Here is a 19,249-nt window from a genome sequence, read left to right as displayed (position 1 = left end):
CATGATTATCAATCCAGATAATGTTCCTAGCCGCACAACTTCAATTTACCCAGAAAAATTCCAACATATCGTTGCTGGGAGAGTTAAAAAAGCATTAGGAAATGCCGCCGGATTAAAAAATTATGGGGTAAATTTAGTCACCCTAGCATCAGGAAGTTGTTCTTCCTTAAGGCATTGGCATACTCGGCAAGATGAATTTATTTATATTATTGAAGGTGAAGCAACCTTAGTCACCAATGAAGGAGAACAAATTCTCACACCAGGAATGATGGCAGGTTTTCCTGCTGGCGAAGAAAACGGACATCAACTAGTAAATCGCTCTGAGACAATAGTAATTTATTTAGAAGTTGGCGATAGAACACCGGATGATGAAGGTTACTATCCAGACGATGATTTAATTGCCAAAGCAGGTGTAAATGGTGAGCGAATTTTTACAAGAAAAGATGGAACTTTGTATGAAAATTAATAGCATATCTTTATTGTTTTACTGGCGTAAGAAGCTTAAATAATATAGCAATCCTATTTGATTTGTGAAAATCGTGAGACTCAGATCCCCGACTTCTTCAAGAAGTCGGGGATCTTTTAGTTTACGAATGATTTAAGATTGCTATATATATTTAATCTGCCCTAAAAATCATTATTTATATACATCTCCTCTCATACCAATGGTATAAATTTCAATTTCACCCGAATCAACAGTAACTGTAAAAATAATTCTGATTTTATCAATACGTAGTCTATAAAAACCTTCCCAGTCTCCCTTCATCCTTATACCAATAGGACTTACGCACAGTCCAAGGAAAATCGAACCACAGAGACGCAGAGTTCGCGGAGAAATAAGAGTTTAAGAGGTTTTTTGCGTAAGTCCTAACCAATTCTATCCCCTGTTACCTGCTCTCCTATCTTCAGCAGTGACCTTGATCACACAAAAACCAGATATAAATCATTGAATATTAAGTAAGTCTAACATAGCCTTTGGGGTAATCATAACTTATACTTACAGTAAGTATAAGTTTCAATTATTGTGTGGTGGATGTGGGGGAGGGGGTTATGCTAGAAAAACTCTTACTTGCAACTCTTTTAACTTTAGTTTTGCGCTTAATTGCAGAGATAGGTTGGTCAGCACCCAGCAATACAAGTCAAAAAATAGATTTTTACCAGCCTGGAGATTTTGCTGTTATGCAAATTCATTAACTCATCTAGGCATCTTACTGAGGGCAAATTGGTCAAACTCTTCATATCATAGGCTGAAGTATAAATTTATAGCCTAATTGTGAGTTTTGAGCAGTAAATATTGCCACACCCAAGTATGAAAAGCCCAATTTTAGCCACAATTATATTTGTTGCCGCCATTAGTGGCGCTTCAAATGCCCAAGCAGCCAATCCCGAACATTTGACACAGTTATTAGCCACAAAACAATGCCAAAACTGTGATTTGACTGGTGCAGGTTTAGTTTTAGCTGATTTATCTGGGGCAAATTTAAGTGGTGCAAATCTCACTGGTGCGAATCTTAGTCGCGCTAATTTAGTTGGTGCTGATTTACGTGGTGCAAACTTAGCGGGTGCAGGCTTGTTTGGCGCTAACTTAACAGAGGCGAAATTCAATGGGGCGAATCTTAACGGTGCAGATTTAAGAAACACTTATTTAGGAAATGCGGAATTTACCAAGGCTTACCTCCAAGGAGCTAATTTTCAAGGTGCTATTGGTATCCCATTACAAGTTGCTACCCCAGAAGAGTTTTATGCTTGGGGCATAGCAGAAGGGCAGAGAGGCAATCACCAACAAGCAATTAGTTACTTTAGTCAAGCGATCGCCGCTAAACCAGAATACGCAGGTGCTTACTTAGCACGGGGTATCGCTAAATACCAATTATTTGACCGCCAAGGTGCTTTCGCAGATGCCCAAATTGCCGAAAAGCTATTTAATACCCAACAAAATGGTGATGGAACCCAAACAGCCCAAGCGTTTATCAAAGAACTGCAAACGCCTTATAAAGAAAATGTGACTACAGGTAAACCCAGTTTCTTTGATTTTGTTGGTAGTGTTGGCTCAGTTCTGCTTCAGTTCTTACCTTTTTAATTGATCAACTAATAACCAATTACCAGAGAAATTGAGCTTTCCCCACACAGTGATCAATTGTCCATGTACAGCAATTTGTAGCTGTTCATCTATGTGCGATCGCAACGTTACTAGTTTCCAAGTCTGACCCTGATACGCAGATGGTTCAGTCACTAGGATTTGGTAATTCTGCTGATCTATACGTTGGAAAATCCCTGTCAAACAGTCACAATTTTGGGTTGATACTTCCTCAACCAAAGATATTTGAGGGTAATTACCACTTACAGGATAATCTTCGGGATGATCTAAATAATTTAGTTGCGTGAATAACCATTGTGAATGATGTGGGGAAAAATCTAGATTAAATAAAGGTGCGATCGCCGCAGGTGCTTGTTTATCCTGTAACAACGCTTCCTGTAAAGCCCTAACTGGTAAATCTCGCGGCTGTACACCCAACTCAACGCACATAGCAGCAGCCATACCAGCAGCTTGACCGATACCCATCACCACAGGTTGCAATCTTGTTGCACCATTAGCTATATGCGATACAGAAATATTTTTTTCACACACTAATAAACCGTCTGTAGTCGCCGGAACTAAACAACGGTAAGGGATAGTAAACGGCGTTCCCGTCCAGCGTCCGCCCCAACGAATTGATTTTGGTTGTAGTGGTAAATCAAACCCTGGATAATGATGGTCGTTGGCGTAGTTACCAACCGCAACTGCATCTGTAAATAAAGATGCAACTTTACCTCCAGCCACAGGTAAAATATCTTGTTCTCGAATGGTTGTGAGTCCTACTAAACGGCGACTTTCACGGTAATAGGGATGTAGCGCAAAAGCTGTGCCATTCCCAGGGAAAATTTTTTCAGCCAAACCGTAGCGGCGACCTAACTGATTTTGGATAAAATGAGCAAAATTTTGACTATGCCAGCGACATTCCTGGAGAAAATCAGCTTTAGATGCTTCTGATTCTACCAAACGCCCGACACCTTCAGCATAATCATTACCTTTGATCGGCCAGTTAATCATAAAGCGATCGCCCGGCAAGCGTCCATAATTTAAAAACTTCTCCGCACCATAGTTTTCCCAAGCTCCCGCAAACAACGCCGGATTATAATGAGGCGCAGCCGGAATTTCTGGTGCAACAGCATCACCAAAATCTTGCATCACTACTACCCAAGTTGGTGATTGCACTGGATATTTCTCTGTTAGGGCATTATAACTAGCTGGGGCGCTGGGTTCTCCCCATTCACCTTGCAACTCCCAACCCCAACGGTAAGGAATTTCCGCCAACGCCAATAAATCACCCAATTCTGTACCATCAAGAATTACCTTGGCGTGAACCGTAAAATCCGCAAACCGCACCCCAGTAACACAATTTCCCTCTTGTAAAACCTCTAGTGGGACTTGTCCAGCCATCCATTGCAGATTTGCCAACTCCTTCACCCAATCAGCAAAAATCGCCGCCCCCACCGCAGGATCATAACTAAAAAAACTCACCCAACTATTATCTAATCCTCCCGGTTGGCGATCGCGTAACTCTTGTAAAAACGCCCCCCACAACCCAGTTTGCCAAGCAACTAATTCATTCCCATCTGGTGCCGAAACTCCGGCTGAAGTCAGCATTCCCCCCAGCCACGCAAACTCACTCACCAAAATAGTTCTAATACCCCTTCTCGCCGCTTGAATCGCCGCCGCCGTTCCACCAGTTCCCCCGCCTACAACTAAGATATCTGTTGTATATATTTGATGACTCATATTTATTTTTCCCTCTAAATTCTAACAGCACCCAAAATACCCAATGTTTCCAGCGTCGCCTCTGTTAAACCAGAAACACCTTTGATGTTCATTCCTTCGTAGGGCTTAGAAATCCTGAGAGTTTTTATACATTTAAGTGTGCTAAAATTCCAGAATTTGATGGTTTCATCTTCGCCACAGCTAAATAAGACATCTAATTGGGGACTATAACAAACTGACCAAATACGGTCTTGATGACCCGTTAATACTTTAATGCAGTTTCCTGTTTGAGTATTCCATAATCTGATAGTGTGGTCATCACTGGCGCTCACCAGTATTTCTGGTGTGTTGGAGGATGGGGGAATAAAAGTGAGAGCGCGAATTTCCCCTTGATGTCCCAAAAACATTTGTAAGCATTGCTGTGTTTCGATATTCCACAGTTTGAGGCTAAAATCGTCGCTGCTACTAGCGATAAGTTGACCATTCCCATTAAAAGTGATTGCTCGAATGCGATGGGTGTGTCCTTTCAGACTAGTTAAACACACTCCCTGATGAATATCCCAAAAGTTAATAGTTTGACCTGTTCCGGCTGTCGCCAGAATTTCAGCTTGGGGATGAGATGCGATCGCCCACATCCATTCTGTTTCTAAGTTACCTAAAACTTGAGATTGATTGCTGCGTGTATCCCACAGTAAAACGGTGTGGTCATCACTGGCACTAATCAAGGTATGATTATTTTGGTTAAATATAACCGACCATACCCAATCAGTATGTCCGCGCCAAGTTTTTAGACATTCTCCTGTGCTTACATCCCAAAGTTTAATTGTGCGATCGTGACTGGCGCTTGCTAACAATTTCCCATCTGGACTAAAACTCACATGGCGGACTCTGCCTTGATGTCCCGATAAAGTTTGATCACATTCACCACTTGCTGCATTCCACAACCTGATATTACCATCATCGCTACCACTAGCAAGACAAATCATATCTTGTTGAGGAACAGGGCTAACAGCTACAGTCCAAATCCGATTACTATAACCTTGAAAAGTTTTAATTATTTCACCAGTTTGAGTATTCCACAACCTAACTAACTGGTCATCACTCCCCACCGCAATCATTTTTTGATCAGGACTATAAGTCAAAGAACGAATGCGATGATGGGGTTCATGTAACGTCATCTGCGGTTCCCCATTTTCTAAATTCCAAAGTTGGATTTTATCAGTACCGCAACTCATAACAGTTTCACCATCTGGACTAAATTTTATAGCCCAAATAGCACCAGTGGGTGCAGTTTTTACACTCCGCAAACATTTTCCTGTCTTGACATCCCAAGCTTTGATACTTTGATTATCGCTGCTTCCTACCAAAGTTTTACCATCGGGACTAAAAGCCAGAGTACGAACCCGTGTTGAATTTTCCTCAAAGGTTTTCAAACATTGATTTGTCCAAACATTCCATAATTTAACTGAATCAGATCCACCTGTAGCTAAAGTTTTAGCATCATGACTAAAAGCAAATGACCAAACCTCTCGATCTGGTTCGTGGAAAGTGTAAACACAAACTCCTAAATCGAGACTCCAAACTTTCGCAGTGCGATCGCTACTGGCACTAACTACCAAACGCTTACCCCAGATGAAATACACCGACCACACCCAATCAGTATGTCCGCGAAATATTTTTAAACATTTTGCGCTTTCCCTATCCCAAATTCTCACGGTATGATCATTACCACAACTAGCTATCAGCTTGCCATCAGGACTAAAAGCCACACAGCGAATCCAGTCACCATGAGCTTGCCATGCTAAAACTTGCATACCATCCGTCATATCCCAAAAACGAATTTGTCCATCCATCCCTCCTGTAGCGAGTAATTTTTGATCAGGACTGAATGCTACTGTAAAAATACTGCCTAAAGATTGCGAAAAAACTGTTTTTTCAAAACTACAATCGCTAAAATTTACTTCTGGTAATTCAACCCCCTGTAGATAAGCTTGGGAAATAGGAAGACAAGAGAGATCGTAACCGGTGAGATTTATTTGCAGTTGAATTAACAGATTAAGTAAATTTCCCCCTGCATATCCCACAGGAATTTGTAATTCCTCTTCTCTTAATTTTTGAATTATCAAACGAAACTTAGTTTCTATAACTCTTTTCGTTTGATTTTTACAGAATTTCTCAGCCACGGGTTGTAATAACATCCGCCTTTGATTTTCTCGGATATAATCTGGTGCTGAAGCCTTGATAATAGCGTGAGTTCTGAATAAATATAACTCGTAACTTTCCAATTCATATATAATTTTAGTAATTAGGCGATCGCTTACATATTCCATTACTACATTTTGCAGAGTCAAACCCTGATTAGTAGATTGAATTAAACAACGTCCCAACAAGGAATCTAAACCTTCTCGAATTTGACGCGGTGATAAATCCAGGACATCTTCTGTTAACGTAGTCTCCAAAACAGCTTCTCGGTTAATCGCCAACCAATACATTAAACACTTTTCTGTTTCCGACAATCGCTCAAACTGTTGTGTTAATAAATCGTAAATATCATCAAAAATAGTTGTACCAGATTTCAAAAAAGCAGCAATATTCCCATGAAAAAGTTTCTTAATTATCTCTGGAACAATTTGTAACGCCAAAGCATTACCGTGATAATGATTAATTAACTGTTCTATCTCTGAATGGAAACCATTCAAACCTCTCACAGTCAGAATTTCCCTCGCTTCCACAGACAACCCAGCTAATTCTAAAAATCTTACAGGTAAAGTCTCCCCCGCTAAACGTCGAACTTCCTTAAATTGCTCTCGACTCGTTAACAGCAAGCAACTTTGATGTTGAGATTCTCCTATTCTGCGAAATAATTCACCATAACCAGAATATCCCTCACGATAATTACCCATAGAAGAACCACTTTGCAAAATTGATTCTGCATTATCAAGTATGAGCAAACAACGAGAAGTACTCAAATAATTAATCAACCGTGTGATTTTGTCTCCTAAACTTTCCGGTAAATCAATTTCTTGTTGCTGGGAAAGAAACTTAACTACATCTGCAATGATTTTTTCTACTCTCGGCGCTTCCCGCAAACTGCGCCAAATAATATAGTCAAATTCTCCACCCATTTCCTTAGCTAATTTTACCGCCAAAGCAGTTTTTCCCACGCCACCCATTGCCAAAATTGTTACTAGGCGACATTTATCGTTAATTAGCCATTGTTTTAGGGTAGTTAATTCTATACTTCTGTCGTAGAAAATTGACACATCTGGCGCAGCATCCCAATCATGCTTGGTGGAGGATGGTTTATGATCTTCCTTCTGATTTTTAAACGCATCCTCAGTATCAACAACCTCTTCCCAGTCGAGTTGTAGAACTTGACAAAAAGCCTTGAAATATGAAGGTTTAACGGGTGTACCGCCCAAAAATCGCTTCCAAGTACCAATAGAAACAGTTGTGAGTATGACCTTTTTACCATTTTTAGCTGGCGGGATAAAATTACTGGCTTCTTCCAGCCACTCCTCCCTGTCTATAGCTAAACCTCGTCTCTCCCGTGCTTCCTTAATTTTTTTTAGCCCTTCTGGTGATGCTTTTAAGCTTCGCATGATTACTGATTATTTTCGATATTGTCAAGTACATTTACGGATCACTTCAACACGAGGGATAACTGTTCCAGAATTGTACTAGAGTTGTCAGTCGTTTTATGGATTAATGAAAGGCGAAAGGATACACAGATTATTCCAAAGACTGTAGAGTTAAAAACTTCTGTCTCATGGAATTGTCAATAAGGATGAATTTTTCGGCTTCAGAAAAACATTAAATCAAGTAAGGTGAGAGTCGTCTGTGAAAAATTTTCAAACCACAATCCCACTTTTAACAGTAGCTGCGATCGCAAGTAGTTTTTCTTTTATAAGTACACTAAAAATTACTGCATCAGCACCATATATTAAGGTTGAAACTGTACAACCTGCTTACGGAAAGCCCCGTGGTGGAGCTATAGGGCGAAATTTAAGCAACTTTTTGGGTGAATATGTTGTTTCTCCTTTCTTTTCCGAAGCTGGTTCTACTATCGCTTCTGAGGTTGTAAACCGAGCATTTAATCCAAAAAGAGAAACGGTGAGTGCAACGACGAATATAAATAGAAATATTTACCTTGGTAGTACATTCATTGAGCCAAATCTTCAATACTTATTCTTTGCTAATTCAGAGGGTGGTTGGTTTATCTATAATTACCAATATCAAATATGGGAACCATCTTATCCGCCTAACTTTCGTGTTTATCGTACTGCTGATATCTTTCAGGATTCACGAGGTTTGATTACAGCTAATCGTTTTTGGTAGTTGCAATATACAGGACTACTCCGCAGATTTTTTTAAAGATTCGTAAGGCTTGTTGATGACAGACTAATACAAGAGTTTCAGCCTCTGATATCGCTATATATTGACCACTGCTGAAGATTTTTATACTTACTAAAAGGAAAAAAATATGAGCCTATTCAAAATTGCTGCCGATTTTGTTGGTGATGTAGGATTTGGTGTCATCAAAAACTCAGGTCGAATTTTATTTGGAGGAGGTAAAGCGATCGTAGGTGTTGTTACAGATGATCAAGAATTGCTAGAAGAAGGATTAAAAGGTGCGGGTAAAGGAGTTCTGGGACTTGGTTCTGCTTTGGTAATGAAAAATCTAAATGAAGATGATTCAGAGAGTACCGAAGAAGATATCGATATTGACGTGTAAGTAAGTGAGGTATATTTTCAACACCATTCAAGGAGAGAAAATGGTTAAAAAAAATGTGATTTTTACCCTGATGACTATATCTGTATTAGCAATATCTTTTACAGGATGTAAAAATTCTGCTGATGATGCTTTTAGAGCAATAAGCAAGCAAGGGGATGATGTTATCAGAAAAGTTGATGATGTTGATAATACAGTAATTCAAACTACTAAAACAGCTAGTAAACAGTCAGATGATGTTTTAAATAGGTGTCGATTACAGGCAAAAATAGCTGTTAATAAAAGCTTAGTGCAGGCAAGCTCATCAAACTTTGAAATATCTGAAGATAATTTAACTCAAATAGCAAAAGATGCAGCTCAGAAATGTGCATTTGGAGGTTTTGGAGATTTTGTACTAGATCAATTAGCAAATGATGCAGTTACAGAGGCTAAACAAGAATACCAAAGTGAGTATTAATTTAGTAAGTAATTAGCAGATAGTGTTGTGTCAAGACTAAAGTAGTGTATTAAATTTAGATAAAAAATGTCGATCAAGTCCAAACAATGGATTTGTTATTACAGTATTTTAGTCTTGACACGCTACTAAATTAATTTTCTTATTACTATTTATTTAGCCATATTTTTTATCGATGAAAATGCAAAACAATGTTCTCTAACAGCAAAAACAACAACGTAGTTTTATCCATTAGTGCAATAGCCGCATTTGCAGCAGGAATATGGACAATTTTCAACAACTCTAATAACTCAAATAACAGCCATAACCAAACAGAAATCGAAGCTGCATTTAACCAAGCAGTCGCATTAACTCAACAAGGGAACTATTATCAAGCAACTCAGATATTCATAACAATTCTGCAAACAAATCCTCAACACGCACCTACCTATAACTATCTTGCTTGGATTTATGCGATTAACAATTATCAACTAGACCAAGCACTTGCATTTGCTAATAAAGCAGTTCAACTAGCAAAGAATCATTTTGATAGAGCTTGTTTTATTGATACACTTGCAGAAGTTCATGCTCATCGACAAGAATTTGATACAGCGATCGCATTATCTCTAGAGTCCTTGAAAATATTTCAAAGCATTAATCAATCTCCCAGTAGCCTAATCACTTATTTTCGTTTAGCTTGGTGTTATCAAATCAAGCAAGATTTTTCTAGCTCTTACAAAATTATGCAACAAATTTCACAATTTAATAATCTAGACGCAGGAGATTATGCCAATATAGGTGATATTTGTGATACGATGGGGACTACTGTTTTAATAAAAGGGATTTATCACGATGCTATTTATCACTATGAAAATGCTGAAAATCAATATAAAGCTGCTATACAAATAGCCAGTGAACCAAATATTACAGATGATATTTTTCTATTTAAATTAAGCTGTATTATTGGTAATAAAGGCGTAGCTCTTTATTACCTAGAAAACTATGACAGTTGTAAAATAACACATGAGGAAGCATACAAAATTTATCCTTACAATCCTTATCCACCAATGAACTTGGCACAACTTGCAGCACGAGATAAAAAGCGTCAAGAAATGCTTTACTGGTTGGGGATAACAATGCCTTTAGTTATGGATAATCCTCCTTTGATCCAACAAGGACATATAATAGCAACTATGCTGAATGATTTAGATTTCGATGAGTATAAAGATGATGTCTTAAGTTTATTATTAAATTGTGGAAAAATTAATTCTATAGACTATCAGCGATATTTAAAATATTGGGTGCAAAAATCAAATCTTAAACCTCAAATAGCTAATTTTTCGCAGCAAAATTTTTATGAGGCAGTTAATGGTGTGGCTGGTAATGTGGAAGGCAGTTTTATCTATAGACCCCAACCACAAGGTATCTAATATTTTACGGAAATTATAAATATTATGTCAGATAATTCTAAAAATTTTTCTCAAAACTTTTATGGCTCTGCAACCAATATTGCTGGTAATGTTGAAGGTAATTTTAATGTCAACCAAGCAAAAAATAGTTTATCTGAAGCAGCCGAAGAAATTCAACAACTACTTAGTCAAGTATCTCAAAGGTATCCAACTAATACTACTGCGGAAAAAATGGCAGTAGCAACAATAGCTATTCAACATATTGAAACTAACTCCAAGCTGCGTCACAGGATAATCAGTGCTTTGAAAACAGGTGGAATTCAAGCATTAGGACAACTTCTCAATCACCCCGCAGCAACTTTTGTAATTGCAGCATTGGAAGATTGGCAAAAAAGTAAAGATAGTTAAGCAAATAAGTCAGCCAGCATTAATGTAACCAAAAATATCCTCAACTTATTGAAAAAGTGAGGGATCTGAGCCTCGTTATTCTCTGGATGAGTTAGAAAACCAGACTAGTAAATGTACATCAGGGTGAGAAGTAGTCAAGGCAAGGCTAAAATAGTAATTTACGTGTAAATTGGTCGAACTTTAAATCTTATGACTTCTGCTACTCCAGTCAAAACTGAGTAGGAAGCGATTATTGGTCTAGAAACCCATTGTCAGCTCAGTACGAATACCAAAATTTTCTCTAGTAGCTCTACGGCGTTCGGTGCTGATCCAAATACTAACATTGACCCCGTGTGTATGGGATTACCAGGGGTTTTACCTGTACTCAACGAAAAAGTCCTAGAGTACGCGGTAAAAGCAGGTTTAGCATTGAATTGCCAAATCGCTAAATATAGCAAATTTGACCGTAAACAGTATTTTTATCCTGATTTACCGAAAAACGTAGCTAGTGTGTTGAGCTTTGATAAGTTTACAGTTCTTTGAAGTAACCAACCCGCCTATCCAATCAATAGCCAAGGTCTAAATGACCAAATACTACTCACCTAGTCGCCCCAAAGGTAACATCATCTCAGCGACACAGAGGCTAACGGTGTGGAGACTATCTCAAAAACAAACCCTTGGATCAGCGAGAGTTTGGAATTTAATGTTATAAAATAAGTGAATAACTGTTAAGCTGTTAAGCGATCGCCAATAGGCATTCCGTTGTAGTAAATCATCGAAACAAGAGCAAAGAACCGTGTCAGTCGAAACCATTGAGAAGAGTTCCACATCCCGCAAGCTCGCCCCTCGGTATCGCGTTCTGCTCCATAACGACGACTACAACTCGATGGAGTACGTGGTGCAGGTATTATTAACAACAATACCGGGTCTCACTCAGCCCCAAGCTGTGAGCATCATGATGGAAGCACATACAAATGGGTTAGCTTTAGTCATTACCTGCGCCCTAGAACATGCTGAATTTTACTGTGAAACATTGAAAAATCACGGTTTATCCAGCAGTATTGAACCGGATGAGTAGTTTGAGTAGCCTTGGCGACTGGAAGTCGCGGCTACACAGACAAAACCCACACTTCGACATGGTTCGACTTCGCTCACCAGTCGCTCAGTGACTGCCTGCGTGGGTTAAAAACTCTAAATTTTTTTATTAGTCCGCGCAGGCGGACTTTGTTTGTATAGCTGCGATTTGTAATCGCTTGGTACTTTAACTACTTGGTATGAAAAACAACCTTACCCGTTTAGCTCAACGCCCTGCCCCTATTCGGCTGGGTTGTTTTATTTTAATGCTGTTGCTGCTATGGTTGCCTTTTGCTGCACCAATTTACTTACTAGTGCGTGATGCTAACTTAGTAAGTATTTTGACAATGGTTTTACTATATGTAGAATTTATTGTGCTGTTGAAGCTATGGGGTAAATACGTTTACCAGCAACCTCAGATATTGCAGCATTATGGCTTGGACACCACGCCACACAACAGGATAGATTTGCTGCGTGGCTTGGCTATAGGTTTCACTAATATTTGGCTACTTTTTGGCATAGAAAGTCTTTTAGGTTGGCTGGTATGGCAACAACCGAAAGTTTTTTTATTAAAAATAGTTATAGAAGGTGTAATTGTTGGTTTGGCGGTGGGGTTTGCCGAGGAGTTATTATTTCGCGGCTGGTTACTGGATGAATTAGAACGCGACTACAACCAGCATGTAGCATTATGGACGGATGCTGTTGTCTTTGCTACCTTGCATTTTATTAAACCATTAGAGGCAATTATTCAAACTCTGCCACAGTTCCCAGCTTTAGTAGTTTTGGGATTAACGCAGGTATGGGCAAAGCGTTGGCGTAGAGGGCGTTTAGGTTTACCAATTGGTTTGCATGGTGGTTTAGTTGGCGGTTTCTACATGATTAATGTTGGTGGATTAGTTCAATATACGGGTGTAGTACCTGATTGGGTTACGGGAGTATATCAAAATCCTTTGATGGGTTTGATGGGGTTATTTTTGATGAGTGTTTTGGCGGTATGGATGAGTAGGACAGGGAAGCGATCGCACCTTTGATAAGATAAACCTTGTTTTGAGTATTTAGCTGAAAACCCAAAAAATAAGTAATATCTACCAACAACACAGCACTATGAATCCTGATGATTCTTTTCTTACTGGACTCTTTGAGCGATGGAAATGCACTAGCAAGCGATTAATCAAGATTATCTGGGTCTATGCCAAGCAATCGCAACCTGTCTGCCATCTGTTGAGCGCGTTGTTCAGTTTGTTGAATCTTCTCGTACGGTGTAGGATAGCGTTTTCCTGACTGATCATACCAATAAAGCCATTCTCTAGTGACACCAGAATAATTCCCGCGATCGCATCCTATTCCTAAGCCAATTTCTGGTAGCCAAACCGGATTTCCTGCTTGCAATTCATACTTGCCCTTCACTAATTTATGCACTTCTAAACGCGGTTTGCGGCGACGGCGAGAAGAATAAATTACGTAATAAAGTACGCCTAAATTTGCATATTCATCTAATTTAGTTGTATATTCTTTCCGGTAAGTTTGAGATACCACCTCTAGCACTAAACTCGGTACAACTTTTTCTTCCCACAACGCATAACTAGGACGCAACTCCTCATCGTAGAAACGTTCTACCCCTAAGCTTAAAAATCCATCTGATACAATCGGTGGTTTATCGGGGTGATAATAAATACCCATATCTATACCAAAGAACCAGTCCATGCGTTCCGCCCAAAGTATCAGCAATATTGCTTTCAGCAAGCCTGTTATTAATTCTTGCAGTTCATTATCCACAGGCGTTTCATCAGAGTCGGGTAGTTCTTCGGCGCTTGGCAAGTACCTCGGCAGACTGTACTCTAACATGGCTGGTTTCCCTAAAACTCACTAAAATGATAGCGGTTAAATCTGAATTATTACTTAGCAATGGATAGGTACTAGAGCGATCGCGCAGATAATCAGTAATTCAGAAATAATATTTGTATTTAAAATTGAAGCAAACGCGGGTTTATCAGGAAGCGAGAGAAGAAGGCAAACTAGAAGCTGTACCTAAGTTTTTAGCACTGGGTTTAACTGTGGAACAAATAGCACAGGCGTTAGACTTAGATGTAACACAAGTCCAACAAGTCGCACAGCAAACATCTCTTAATCAATAGCTGAGATGCAAAACATCACCCAGAAATTAAATTTGCCGTCATGAACCAAACATCAGAATAGTAAAATCACAGTAGTCAAAAATCTGCTCAAACCTTGGTGTGAAAACAGACAGTATATTTTATCGCCTCTTTCAAGAATTTCCTAGTATCTTCTTTGAACTAATAGGCAACCCTCCCGAAATTGCCAATTCATATCAATTTGCTTCCGTAGAAATCAAACAAACAGCATTTAGAATTGACGGCGTATTTCTTCCCACCGAAGATAAAAAAAGTCCAATTTATTTTGTAGAAGTCCAATTTCAATCAGATGTAGAGATTTACTCCCGCCTAGTGTCAGAAATCTACTTATACTTACGCCAAAACAAATGTCCAAATCCTTGGCGGGGAGTAGTGATTTATCCGAGTAGAGATATAGATACAGCAGACAGAGAAAATTCCTTAGAATTCTTCCAGAGTCAACGTCTTAGGATAATTTACCTAGATGAACTAGGGGAAACGACATCATTACCCATAGGCATTGCTACAATAAAATTAATCGTTGAAACGGAAGATATAGCCATTAGTAGCGCCAGGGAATTAATTAACCGCACCCAGCAAGCCGTTAATTTACAACTACCACAAAAACAATTACTAGAATTGATAGAGACAATTTTAGTTTATAAATTTCCGACAATGAGTCAAAAGGAGATAGAAGCAATGTTTGGTTTAAGTGAGTTGAAACAAACGCGGGTTTATCAGGAAGCTAGAGAAGAAGGCAAACTAGAAGGCAAACTAGAAGGTAAACTAGAAGCTGTACCTAAGTTTTTGGCATTGGGTTTGACTGTTGAACAAATAGCACAGGCGTTAGACTTAGATATTATACAAGTCCAACAAGTAGTGCAGCAAATCTCCCCCAATCAATAGCTCAAGTTATGAGTAAAAAAGTCTCTTTCCTCGCCGATGTTGTGATAAAAGTATGTCAAATTTCTGTGGAATTATATTTGATGATATGGCGATCGCTCTTGATGATTTGGATGGAAGCAATGACGCAATCCATTAGCTAGAAACAACAGTTTGCGCCTATGCGTGAGACTGAAATTCTTCTATAAATCCTTACAACCCATATTCAGCAATTGTCCCCACCAAACAAGCTTTATCTAACTTAATTCCGCTTAAATTTGCCCCCTCTAGCTCTGCACATAACAAGTTAGCACCTGTAAGATTTGCCCCCGCTAAATTTGCCCCCCGCAAATCAGCTTCTTCCAGATTTGCCTCACTTAACAATGTTCCTTGCAAGTCAGCACGGCTTAAGTCTGCGCCTTTGAGATTTGCGCCACTCAAGTTAGCACCACGCAAGTCAGCACTGCGTAAGTCAACGCCTTGTAGGTTGACATTCATTAGATTCGCGCCACTCAAAAAAGCACCCGCTAATGATACATCACTCAGGGTTGCGCCCATGAGGTTTGCGCCGCGTAAATTGCTACCACGCAAGTCAGCACTGCTTAAGTCGGCTTGCATCAAGTTTGCGCCCATCAAGTTCGCCCGCAAGTCAGTTTCTTGCAGGTTCGCCCCCATTAAATTGGCTCCTTCTAAATGTCCACCTTCCAGCTTGGAACCCCGAAAATTAGTACCAACCAGGGTAGCGCCTGCAAAATTAATCCGGCTTAAATCAAGTTGATCAAGCTCTTCATCTTCTAAATTTACCCCTGACAGTTGTTTGAGGGTTCCTGACTTAATAGCTTCAATGTTCATTTGGGGTAACTACCAATCTCCTCATTACTCTTGCTATGACTATCCCAGCGAGTATCTAGTAACCACATACCGTTGCTGGCTTTGGTTGTCATCACGGGTAAGTCAAGTCCTTGTTGCAAACCCATGACTAACAAAGTTAGGGCATCTATTAGTTTAGGGTCAAAGCGGGTTGATTGTTGCTGTCGGCATTGGTCTAAAGCTTGAGCAAATATTTCTTCCCGACTTTGATGAGAGGATTTAATTTGATTGACTCGCCATTGAAACTCCGCTACTAATGCCAAAATTCTCGATTCTAGGGGAATTTCATCGCCAGCTAAACCTGCGGGTTCGCCTGTACCATTCCACCACTCGGTTTGGTGAGTGATAATTTGAGCCACAGCCCTCAGTCTGGACATAGTGCGTAATACCTGTGCGCCTGGTACTAAAGGACAGGTTAAAGGACAACTGGGGGCTTCTTCTTCTGGGTATCGGTTGGATGTTCCGGGAGTAAGTACGCTTTCAGCTTTTTGTAGCGGATCTATGCGATGTAACAAACCTGCCAAGCGCAATCTTTTGATTTGCCAAGCTGGTAGTTCTAACAATTGTCCCATTGCTTCGGACAGGGCGACAACTTCTGCTGCTGCCATTGGGTTGTTGATATCGGCAATATCTATTAACTGCGCCATCCGCAAAAATGCTTGAATTTCGTTAGAAACTAAGTTGCGATCTAACGCTTGTTGACGCGGTGCTGTCGGAATAGATAAGCTTTCTTGCCCAGTTTGCAGGTAATCAACTACGCGAGAGACAACTGTACTTAAATCTTCTGGTGCCGCGAGACGAGGCTGAAATGCTTCTTTGTGACTTGTGAGTTTTGCTGCTAGTTCTGGGTTGTATTGTTGAATATGCGCGATCGCTAATTCTGCGGTTTCCTTCACTAACTCTGGTTCAAAAGTCCACAACCCGTAGAATTTCCGTTCTAAATCAGAATCTGGTAGCCCACCTGCACCATAATCAGCCTCAGATAACTCTTGACAAAGTACCATTGCCGTGTATTCAGGCGACAGAATAATTAAATGCCATTCCTGCGCCACCGGATCAGATGAATCTAATGCTACCAAGTCTACATTCGGTAATTTGCTGGTAGGATGTTCCGCAAAGCCAGCATCGGGGGATGCCATAATCACTATTTCCCGACTACATTTAGCTATGTCTGCATATCTTTCGGCTTCTTGCAAATACCATTTACCACGTTGGAAAGCGGTAATTACCAAGGGTTGACCCTGATCAGCTAAAACGTGGTCTTCGAGAGCATGACACAAAGCAACTAAAGTGTTTTTATAATACACCCCAAATCTAATTGGTCTAGTGCTATGGCGATGGGCGTTTTCCAGCTTTTGTAAAATCGAACCTTCTAACATAGGCGGTGGGGAGTAGGGAGTGGGGAATAGGGAATAGGGAAGGTTGTTTTATACCCCATCCCTTGATTAATATCGTCTCCTGTTAAAGACTTATCATGAAGGCCGCAGGAGGTAGGGATGCAAGGGAGAGGGTTTTGTCGTTTCTGCACAAATTTGTCGAATCACCACTGATTAGCCGGACATGATATGACGTGTCTTCTATGATATGCCTGCTAATTGTTTTTCTTTCGGCTCAATTGGTGCGGAAAGTGCTGTTTCTAATTCAGCACAACCTAGCCTTGCTTCTAAAATCTTCATCACTTCCCTTCCGAAGTCATTGGGATTTTGTCGCCAAGCTTGTAAGCAGACTTCGCCAAAGAAAGAACCGAGGGGTTCCGGGTTCCACAGCAGTTTTTTCGCTGTCCACGGCATCAAGCTCATAGGATTGTACCCTGGTTTGAGGATGCCTTCTTTAAAGGCGTATTCTTCTAAATGGGTGTGGGGTTGCAGTCCGATAAAGAAAATCGCGGGTTCGACTTTATCTGCGCCAAAGATACGTTCTAGTTCGCGGTGGTAGGCGATGGTTTGGCGGATAGTTTCGGGACGTTCGTCAATCACATTAAAGGAATAATTGACAGAAACTAAATCGTTAAACCCAGCTGCTTTTAAATCACGACAGTTTTGTAAGACAGTCCGCAGGTTGTAACCCATCCGCATTTTGCGTACCAGTTCTTGAGAACCACTGGTAATGCCAATTTCAAAATAGTTCATCCCGGTTTTGGCCATTAAGTCGCACAATTCCGGCGTTAAATTATCGGCTCTAATGTATGCTGCCCAATGAATATCTGTCATCCCAGAATCCACGATCGCCTGTAATAATTCAATGGCATCATTGATATATTTCCGCGCTGGGATAAATTGGGCATCGGTAAACCAAAAGTTCCGCACACCGCGATTATATAGTTGTCGGATTTCTGCCACAACTTCATCAGCAGGATTGATACGTACTTGTTTACCTTCCACCACGGTATAAACACAATAGCAGCAGTTATGCGGACAACCGCGCTTGGTTTGCACACCAATATAAAAGTCTTGGTCTTGCAGATAATAGTTAAACTCTGGCCAGACGCTTTCAATGTAGTCGTAGTTACAAGCGGTTTTTTGTAATGGGGTGGGTTGTTCGTGAATTAGGCGCTGGCGTGGTTGACCTTCCCCAACTACATAACAACGTTCATCACTAATTTCTCGCCCACTCAAGAATTTCTCCAGTAAGGTTTCCCCTTCGCCCACAGAAATAATTGTGCCGGAAGGTAAACTTTTACCCAACTGTTCATAAAATACGCTGACTGCACCGCCGCCAACCACTGCACGCGCATCAGTATGGTATTTTTGGGCGCGTTTTAAACCGCGTTTGATTAATCCCAAATTACGCCACAACTCTACATAGTAGGCAATGAAGATGCGTAAACCACCCAAAGCCCCACGTAATTTAATCAGGGGATTTTTCGCGTAATAAAATTCAAAAGCGTTTTGCAACGGGTTGCCACCACGTCCACCCACGGGGGCATAAATTTGAATATCCCGCCAAGAAAATACTAACAGTGTGGGTTTAAACTCATCGATACAGCGATCTAACGCCGCAGCATAGTCTAAAGGGGGAACTGTCCCCAAATCGAAAATGCGCTGTTCGATGTTCGGGAATAGCTTGTGGACATGATCACAAAGATAAACCACCCCAATGGGAAAAATGGGGTTACAAGGAAGGCGAACGTAGAGAATACGATTTTCGATCATCAGAGTTTTAACCTTTATCTTGCCATTCTTTTGGGAAAGCGAGGGAAACGAAGCTTGCTTAGTTCTATTTATGACAATCTAGTTTGACTTGGGAGTTAATTTATGCTTTTACATTTTTCCGGTGCGGAATGGTGAAAAGGCCTAAATTAGCTTGGCATCAAACAAGCGAGATTGGTTTATGAATAAATTGTTCATATATCTTTACCATAACATTGAGTTTAATCATTAAGCGATGATCCCTCACTATCTCTTTAGGGATAAAAGTCCAGCCAAACTCATGAAAAGAAAGATACAAGCTTAATCTCCAGGTTGTATCCTCTAGGGAAAGTTAATTAATAACTTAGACAAAATTGTTACCAAAGCCAACAATTAAAAATTT

The 19,249-nt window shown here is 40.1% G+C and carries 19 protein-coding genes and 1 pseudogene; 14 read left to right on the top strand and 6 right to left on the bottom strand.

The window, feature by feature from the left end; translation table 11 throughout:
- The first annotated feature begins 1 nt into the window (after nt 1).
- The 3 genes from H6G28_RS10830 (at nt 2) to H6G28_RS10820 (ending at nt 2,080) form a co-directional block, all read left to right on the top strand.
- Complete coding sequence (locus tag H6G28_RS10830) at nt 2-466, top strand: cupin domain-containing protein (RefSeq protein WP_190670664.1); 465 nt, start codon at nt 2-4, stop codon at nt 464-466.
- Between the two features lie 584 nt (nt 467-1,050).
- A complete protein-coding gene (locus tag H6G28_RS10825; RefSeq protein ID WP_190592444.1) occupies nt 1,051-1,194 on the top strand; it encodes a QAALIT motif small membrane protein in 144 nt (47 codons plus the stop codon).
- Between the two features lie 115 nt (nt 1,195-1,309).
- A complete protein-coding gene (locus H6G28_RS10820) occupies nt 1,310-2,080 on the top strand; it encodes a pentapeptide repeat-containing protein (RefSeq protein ID WP_190670662.1) in 771 nt (256 codons plus the stop codon).
- Here the strand turns inward: H6G28_RS10820 and H6G28_RS10815 are convergent.
- Both H6G28_RS10815 and H6G28_RS10810 read right to left on the bottom strand, forming a co-directional pair.
- Nucleotides 2,069-3,820 (bottom strand): FAD-dependent oxidoreductase, encoded by a 1,752-nt coding sequence (locus tag H6G28_RS10815; RefSeq protein ID WP_190670661.1) that lies wholly within the window; start codon nt 3,818-3,820, stop codon nt 2,069-2,071. The genes H6G28_RS10820 and H6G28_RS10815 overlap by 12 nt on opposite strands.
- Nucleotides 3,821-3,834: 14 nt before the next feature.
- On the bottom strand, nt 3,835-7,401 hold the full coding sequence (locus H6G28_RS10810; protein WP_190670659.1) for a WD40 domain-containing protein: 3,567 nt from the start codon (nt 7,399-7,401) through the stop codon (nt 3,835-3,837).
- Between the two features lie 238 nt (nt 7,402-7,639).
- On the opposite strand from H6G28_RS10810, the gene H6G28_RS10805 reads away from it, so the two are divergent.
- From H6G28_RS10805 to H6G28_RS10770, 8 genes and pseudogenes are all read left to right on the top strand, one after another.
- Nucleotides 7,640-8,137, top strand: coding sequence for a hypothetical protein (locus H6G28_RS10805; protein ID WP_190670657.1), 498 nt, complete (start codon nt 7,640-7,642; stop codon nt 8,135-8,137).
- Between the two features lie 145 nt (nt 8,138-8,282).
- Entirely contained in the window at nt 8,283-8,534 is a 252-nt protein-coding gene (locus tag H6G28_RS10800) for a hypothetical protein (RefSeq protein ID WP_190670656.1), read from the top strand.
- Between the two features lie 40 nt (nt 8,535-8,574).
- Nucleotides 8,575-8,988: a hypothetical protein gene (locus H6G28_RS10795; protein WP_190670655.1), complete on the top strand. Its 414-nt coding sequence runs from the start codon at nt 8,575-8,577 to the stop codon at nt 8,986-8,988.
- Nucleotides 8,989-9,176: 188 nt separating this feature from the next.
- Nucleotides 9,177-10,394: a tetratricopeptide repeat protein gene (locus tag H6G28_RS10790; RefSeq protein WP_190670654.1), complete on the top strand. Its 1,218-nt coding sequence runs from the start codon at nt 9,177-9,179 to the stop codon at nt 10,392-10,394.
- Nucleotides 10,395-10,418: 24 nt separating this feature from the next.
- Entirely contained in the window at nt 10,419-10,781 is a 363-nt protein-coding gene (locus tag H6G28_RS10785; RefSeq protein ID WP_190670652.1) for a hypothetical protein, read from the top strand.
- A gap of 228 nt (nt 10,782-11,009) precedes the next feature.
- A pseudogene (locus H6G28_RS10780) lies at nt 11,010-11,261 on the top strand (Asp-tRNA(Asn)/Glu-tRNA(Gln) amidotransferase subunit GatB); the annotation flags it as partial.
- 295 nt (nt 11,262-11,556) lie between these two features.
- Nucleotides 11,557-11,838 carry an ATP-dependent Clp protease adapter ClpS gene (gene clpS, locus H6G28_RS10775; RefSeq protein WP_190592438.1) on the top strand — a complete coding sequence of 94 codons (282 nt, stop codon included), beginning with the start codon at nt 11,557-11,559 and terminating at the stop codon, nt 11,836-11,838.
- A gap of 196 nt (nt 11,839-12,034) precedes the next feature.
- Nucleotides 12,035-12,865, top strand: a complete 831-nt coding sequence (locus H6G28_RS10770; protein WP_190670651.1) for a CPBP family intramembrane glutamic endopeptidase — start codon at nt 12,035-12,037, stop codon at nt 12,863-12,865.
- A gap of 136 nt (nt 12,866-13,001) precedes the next feature.
- Here H6G28_RS10770 and H6G28_RS10765 read toward each other — a convergent pair whose 3' ends face one another.
- Nucleotides 13,002-13,679, bottom strand: a complete 678-nt coding sequence (locus H6G28_RS10765; protein ID WP_190670650.1) for a Uma2 family endonuclease — start codon at nt 13,677-13,679, stop codon at nt 13,002-13,004.
- Nucleotides 13,680-13,792: 113 nt separating this feature from the next.
- Between H6G28_RS10765 and H6G28_RS10760 the strand changes: the two genes are divergently transcribed.
- The 3 genes from H6G28_RS10760 (at nt 13,793) to H6G28_RS37345 (ending at nt 15,012) form a co-directional block, all read left to right on the top strand.
- Nucleotides 13,793-13,969 (top strand): hypothetical protein, encoded by a 177-nt coding sequence (locus H6G28_RS10760; RefSeq protein ID WP_206758259.1) that lies wholly within the window; start codon nt 13,793-13,795, stop codon nt 13,967-13,969.
- A gap of 99 nt (nt 13,970-14,068) precedes the next feature.
- Nucleotides 14,069-14,872, top strand: a complete 804-nt coding sequence (locus H6G28_RS10755) for an Rpn family recombination-promoting nuclease/putative transposase (protein ID WP_190670649.1) — start codon at nt 14,069-14,071, stop codon at nt 14,870-14,872.
- Nucleotides 14,873-14,880: 8 nt separating this feature from the next.
- Nucleotides 14,881-15,012 (top strand): hypothetical protein, encoded by a 132-nt coding sequence (locus H6G28_RS37345; RefSeq protein WP_277883226.1) that lies wholly within the window; start codon nt 14,881-14,883, stop codon nt 15,010-15,012.
- A 49-nt stretch (nt 15,013-15,061) separates the two neighbouring features.
- On the opposite strand, the gene H6G28_RS10750 is transcribed toward H6G28_RS37345, so the two are convergent.
- The 3 genes from H6G28_RS10750 to H6G28_RS10740 all read right to left on the bottom strand — a co-directional run bounded on the left by H6G28_RS10750 (nt 15,062) and on the right by H6G28_RS10740 (nt 18,870).
- The gene (locus H6G28_RS10750) at nt 15,062-15,700 is read right to left on the bottom strand and encodes a pentapeptide repeat-containing protein (protein ID WP_190670648.1); all 639 of its coding nucleotides are present in this window, start codon (nt 15,698-15,700) and stop codon (nt 15,062-15,064) included.
- Entirely contained in the window at nt 15,697-17,097 is a 1,401-nt protein-coding gene (locus tag H6G28_RS10745) for a DICT sensory domain-containing protein (RefSeq protein WP_190670647.1), read from the bottom strand. The genes H6G28_RS10750 and H6G28_RS10745 overlap by 4 nt, the downstream gene beginning before the upstream one ends.
- Nucleotides 17,098-17,295: 198 nt before the next feature.
- Nucleotides 17,296-18,870, bottom strand: a complete 1,575-nt coding sequence (locus H6G28_RS10740; RefSeq protein WP_190670646.1) for a photosystem II high light acclimation radical SAM protein — start codon at nt 18,868-18,870, stop codon at nt 17,296-17,298.
- Between the last annotated feature and the right edge of the window lie 379 nt (nt 18,871-19,249).

It is taken from the genome of Nostoc sp. FACHB-190, from assembly GCF_014696905.1.
Taxonomy (GTDB): Bacteria; Cyanobacteriota; Cyanobacteriia; order Cyanobacteriales; family Nostocaceae; genus Nostoc_B.
The sequence above is the reverse complement of the archived record's forward strand: the minus strand, read 5'-3'. Positions and strand labels throughout refer to the sequence as shown.

Bases quoted from the DNA above. Each gene is read 5' to 3' on its own strand.
- H6G28_RS10765 (WP_190670650.1), bottom strand. From the start codon at position 13,679: ATGTTAGAGTACAGTCTGCCGAGGTACTTGCCAAGCGCCGAAGAACTA.
- H6G28_RS10820 (WP_190670662.1), top strand. From the start codon at position 1,310: ATGAAAAGCCCAATTTTAGCCACAATTATATTTGTTGCCGCCATTAGT.
- H6G28_RS10825 (WP_190592444.1), top strand. From the start codon at position 1,051: ATGCTAGAAAAACTCTTACTTGCAACTCTTTTAACTTTAGTTTTGCGC.
- H6G28_RS10795 (WP_190670655.1), top strand. From the start codon at position 8,575: ATGGTTAAAAAAAATGTGATTTTTACCCTGATGACTATATCTGTATTA.
- H6G28_RS10790 (WP_190670654.1), top strand. From the start codon at position 9,177: ATGTTCTCTAACAGCAAAAACAACAACGTAGTTTTATCCATTAGTGCA.
- H6G28_RS10770 (WP_190670651.1), top strand. From the start codon at position 12,035: ATGAAAAACAACCTTACCCGTTTAGCTCAACGCCCTGCCCCTATTCGG.
- H6G28_RS37345 (WP_277883226.1), top strand. From the start codon at position 14,881: ATGAGTAAAAAAGTCTCTTTCCTCGCCGATGTTGTGATAAAAGTATGT.
- H6G28_RS10815 (WP_190670661.1), bottom strand. From the start codon at position 3,820: ATGAGTCATCAAATATATACAACAGATATCTTAGTTGTAGGCGGGGGA.
- H6G28_RS10750 (WP_190670648.1), bottom strand. From the start codon at position 15,700: ATGAACATTGAAGCTATTAAGTCAGGAACCCTCAAACAACTGTCAGGG.
- H6G28_RS10785 (WP_190670652.1), top strand. From the start codon at position 10,419: ATGTCAGATAATTCTAAAAATTTTTCTCAAAACTTTTATGGCTCTGCA.
- H6G28_RS10800 (WP_190670656.1), top strand. From the start codon at position 8,283: ATGAGCCTATTCAAAATTGCTGCCGATTTTGTTGGTGATGTAGGATTT.
- H6G28_RS10740 (WP_190670646.1), bottom strand. From the start codon at position 18,870: ATGATCGAAAATCGTATTCTCTACGTTCGCCTTCCTTGTAACCCCATT.
- H6G28_RS10745 (WP_190670647.1), bottom strand. From the start codon at position 17,097: ATGTTAGAAGGTTCGATTTTACAAAAGCTGGAAAACGCCCATCGCCAT.
- H6G28_RS10830 (WP_190670664.1), top strand. From the start codon at position 2: ATGATTATCAATCCAGATAATGTTCCTAGCCGCACAACTTCAATTTAC.
- H6G28_RS10810 (WP_190670659.1), bottom strand. From the start codon at position 7,401: ATGCGAAGCTTAAAAGCATCACCAGAAGGGCTAAAAAAAATTAAGGAA.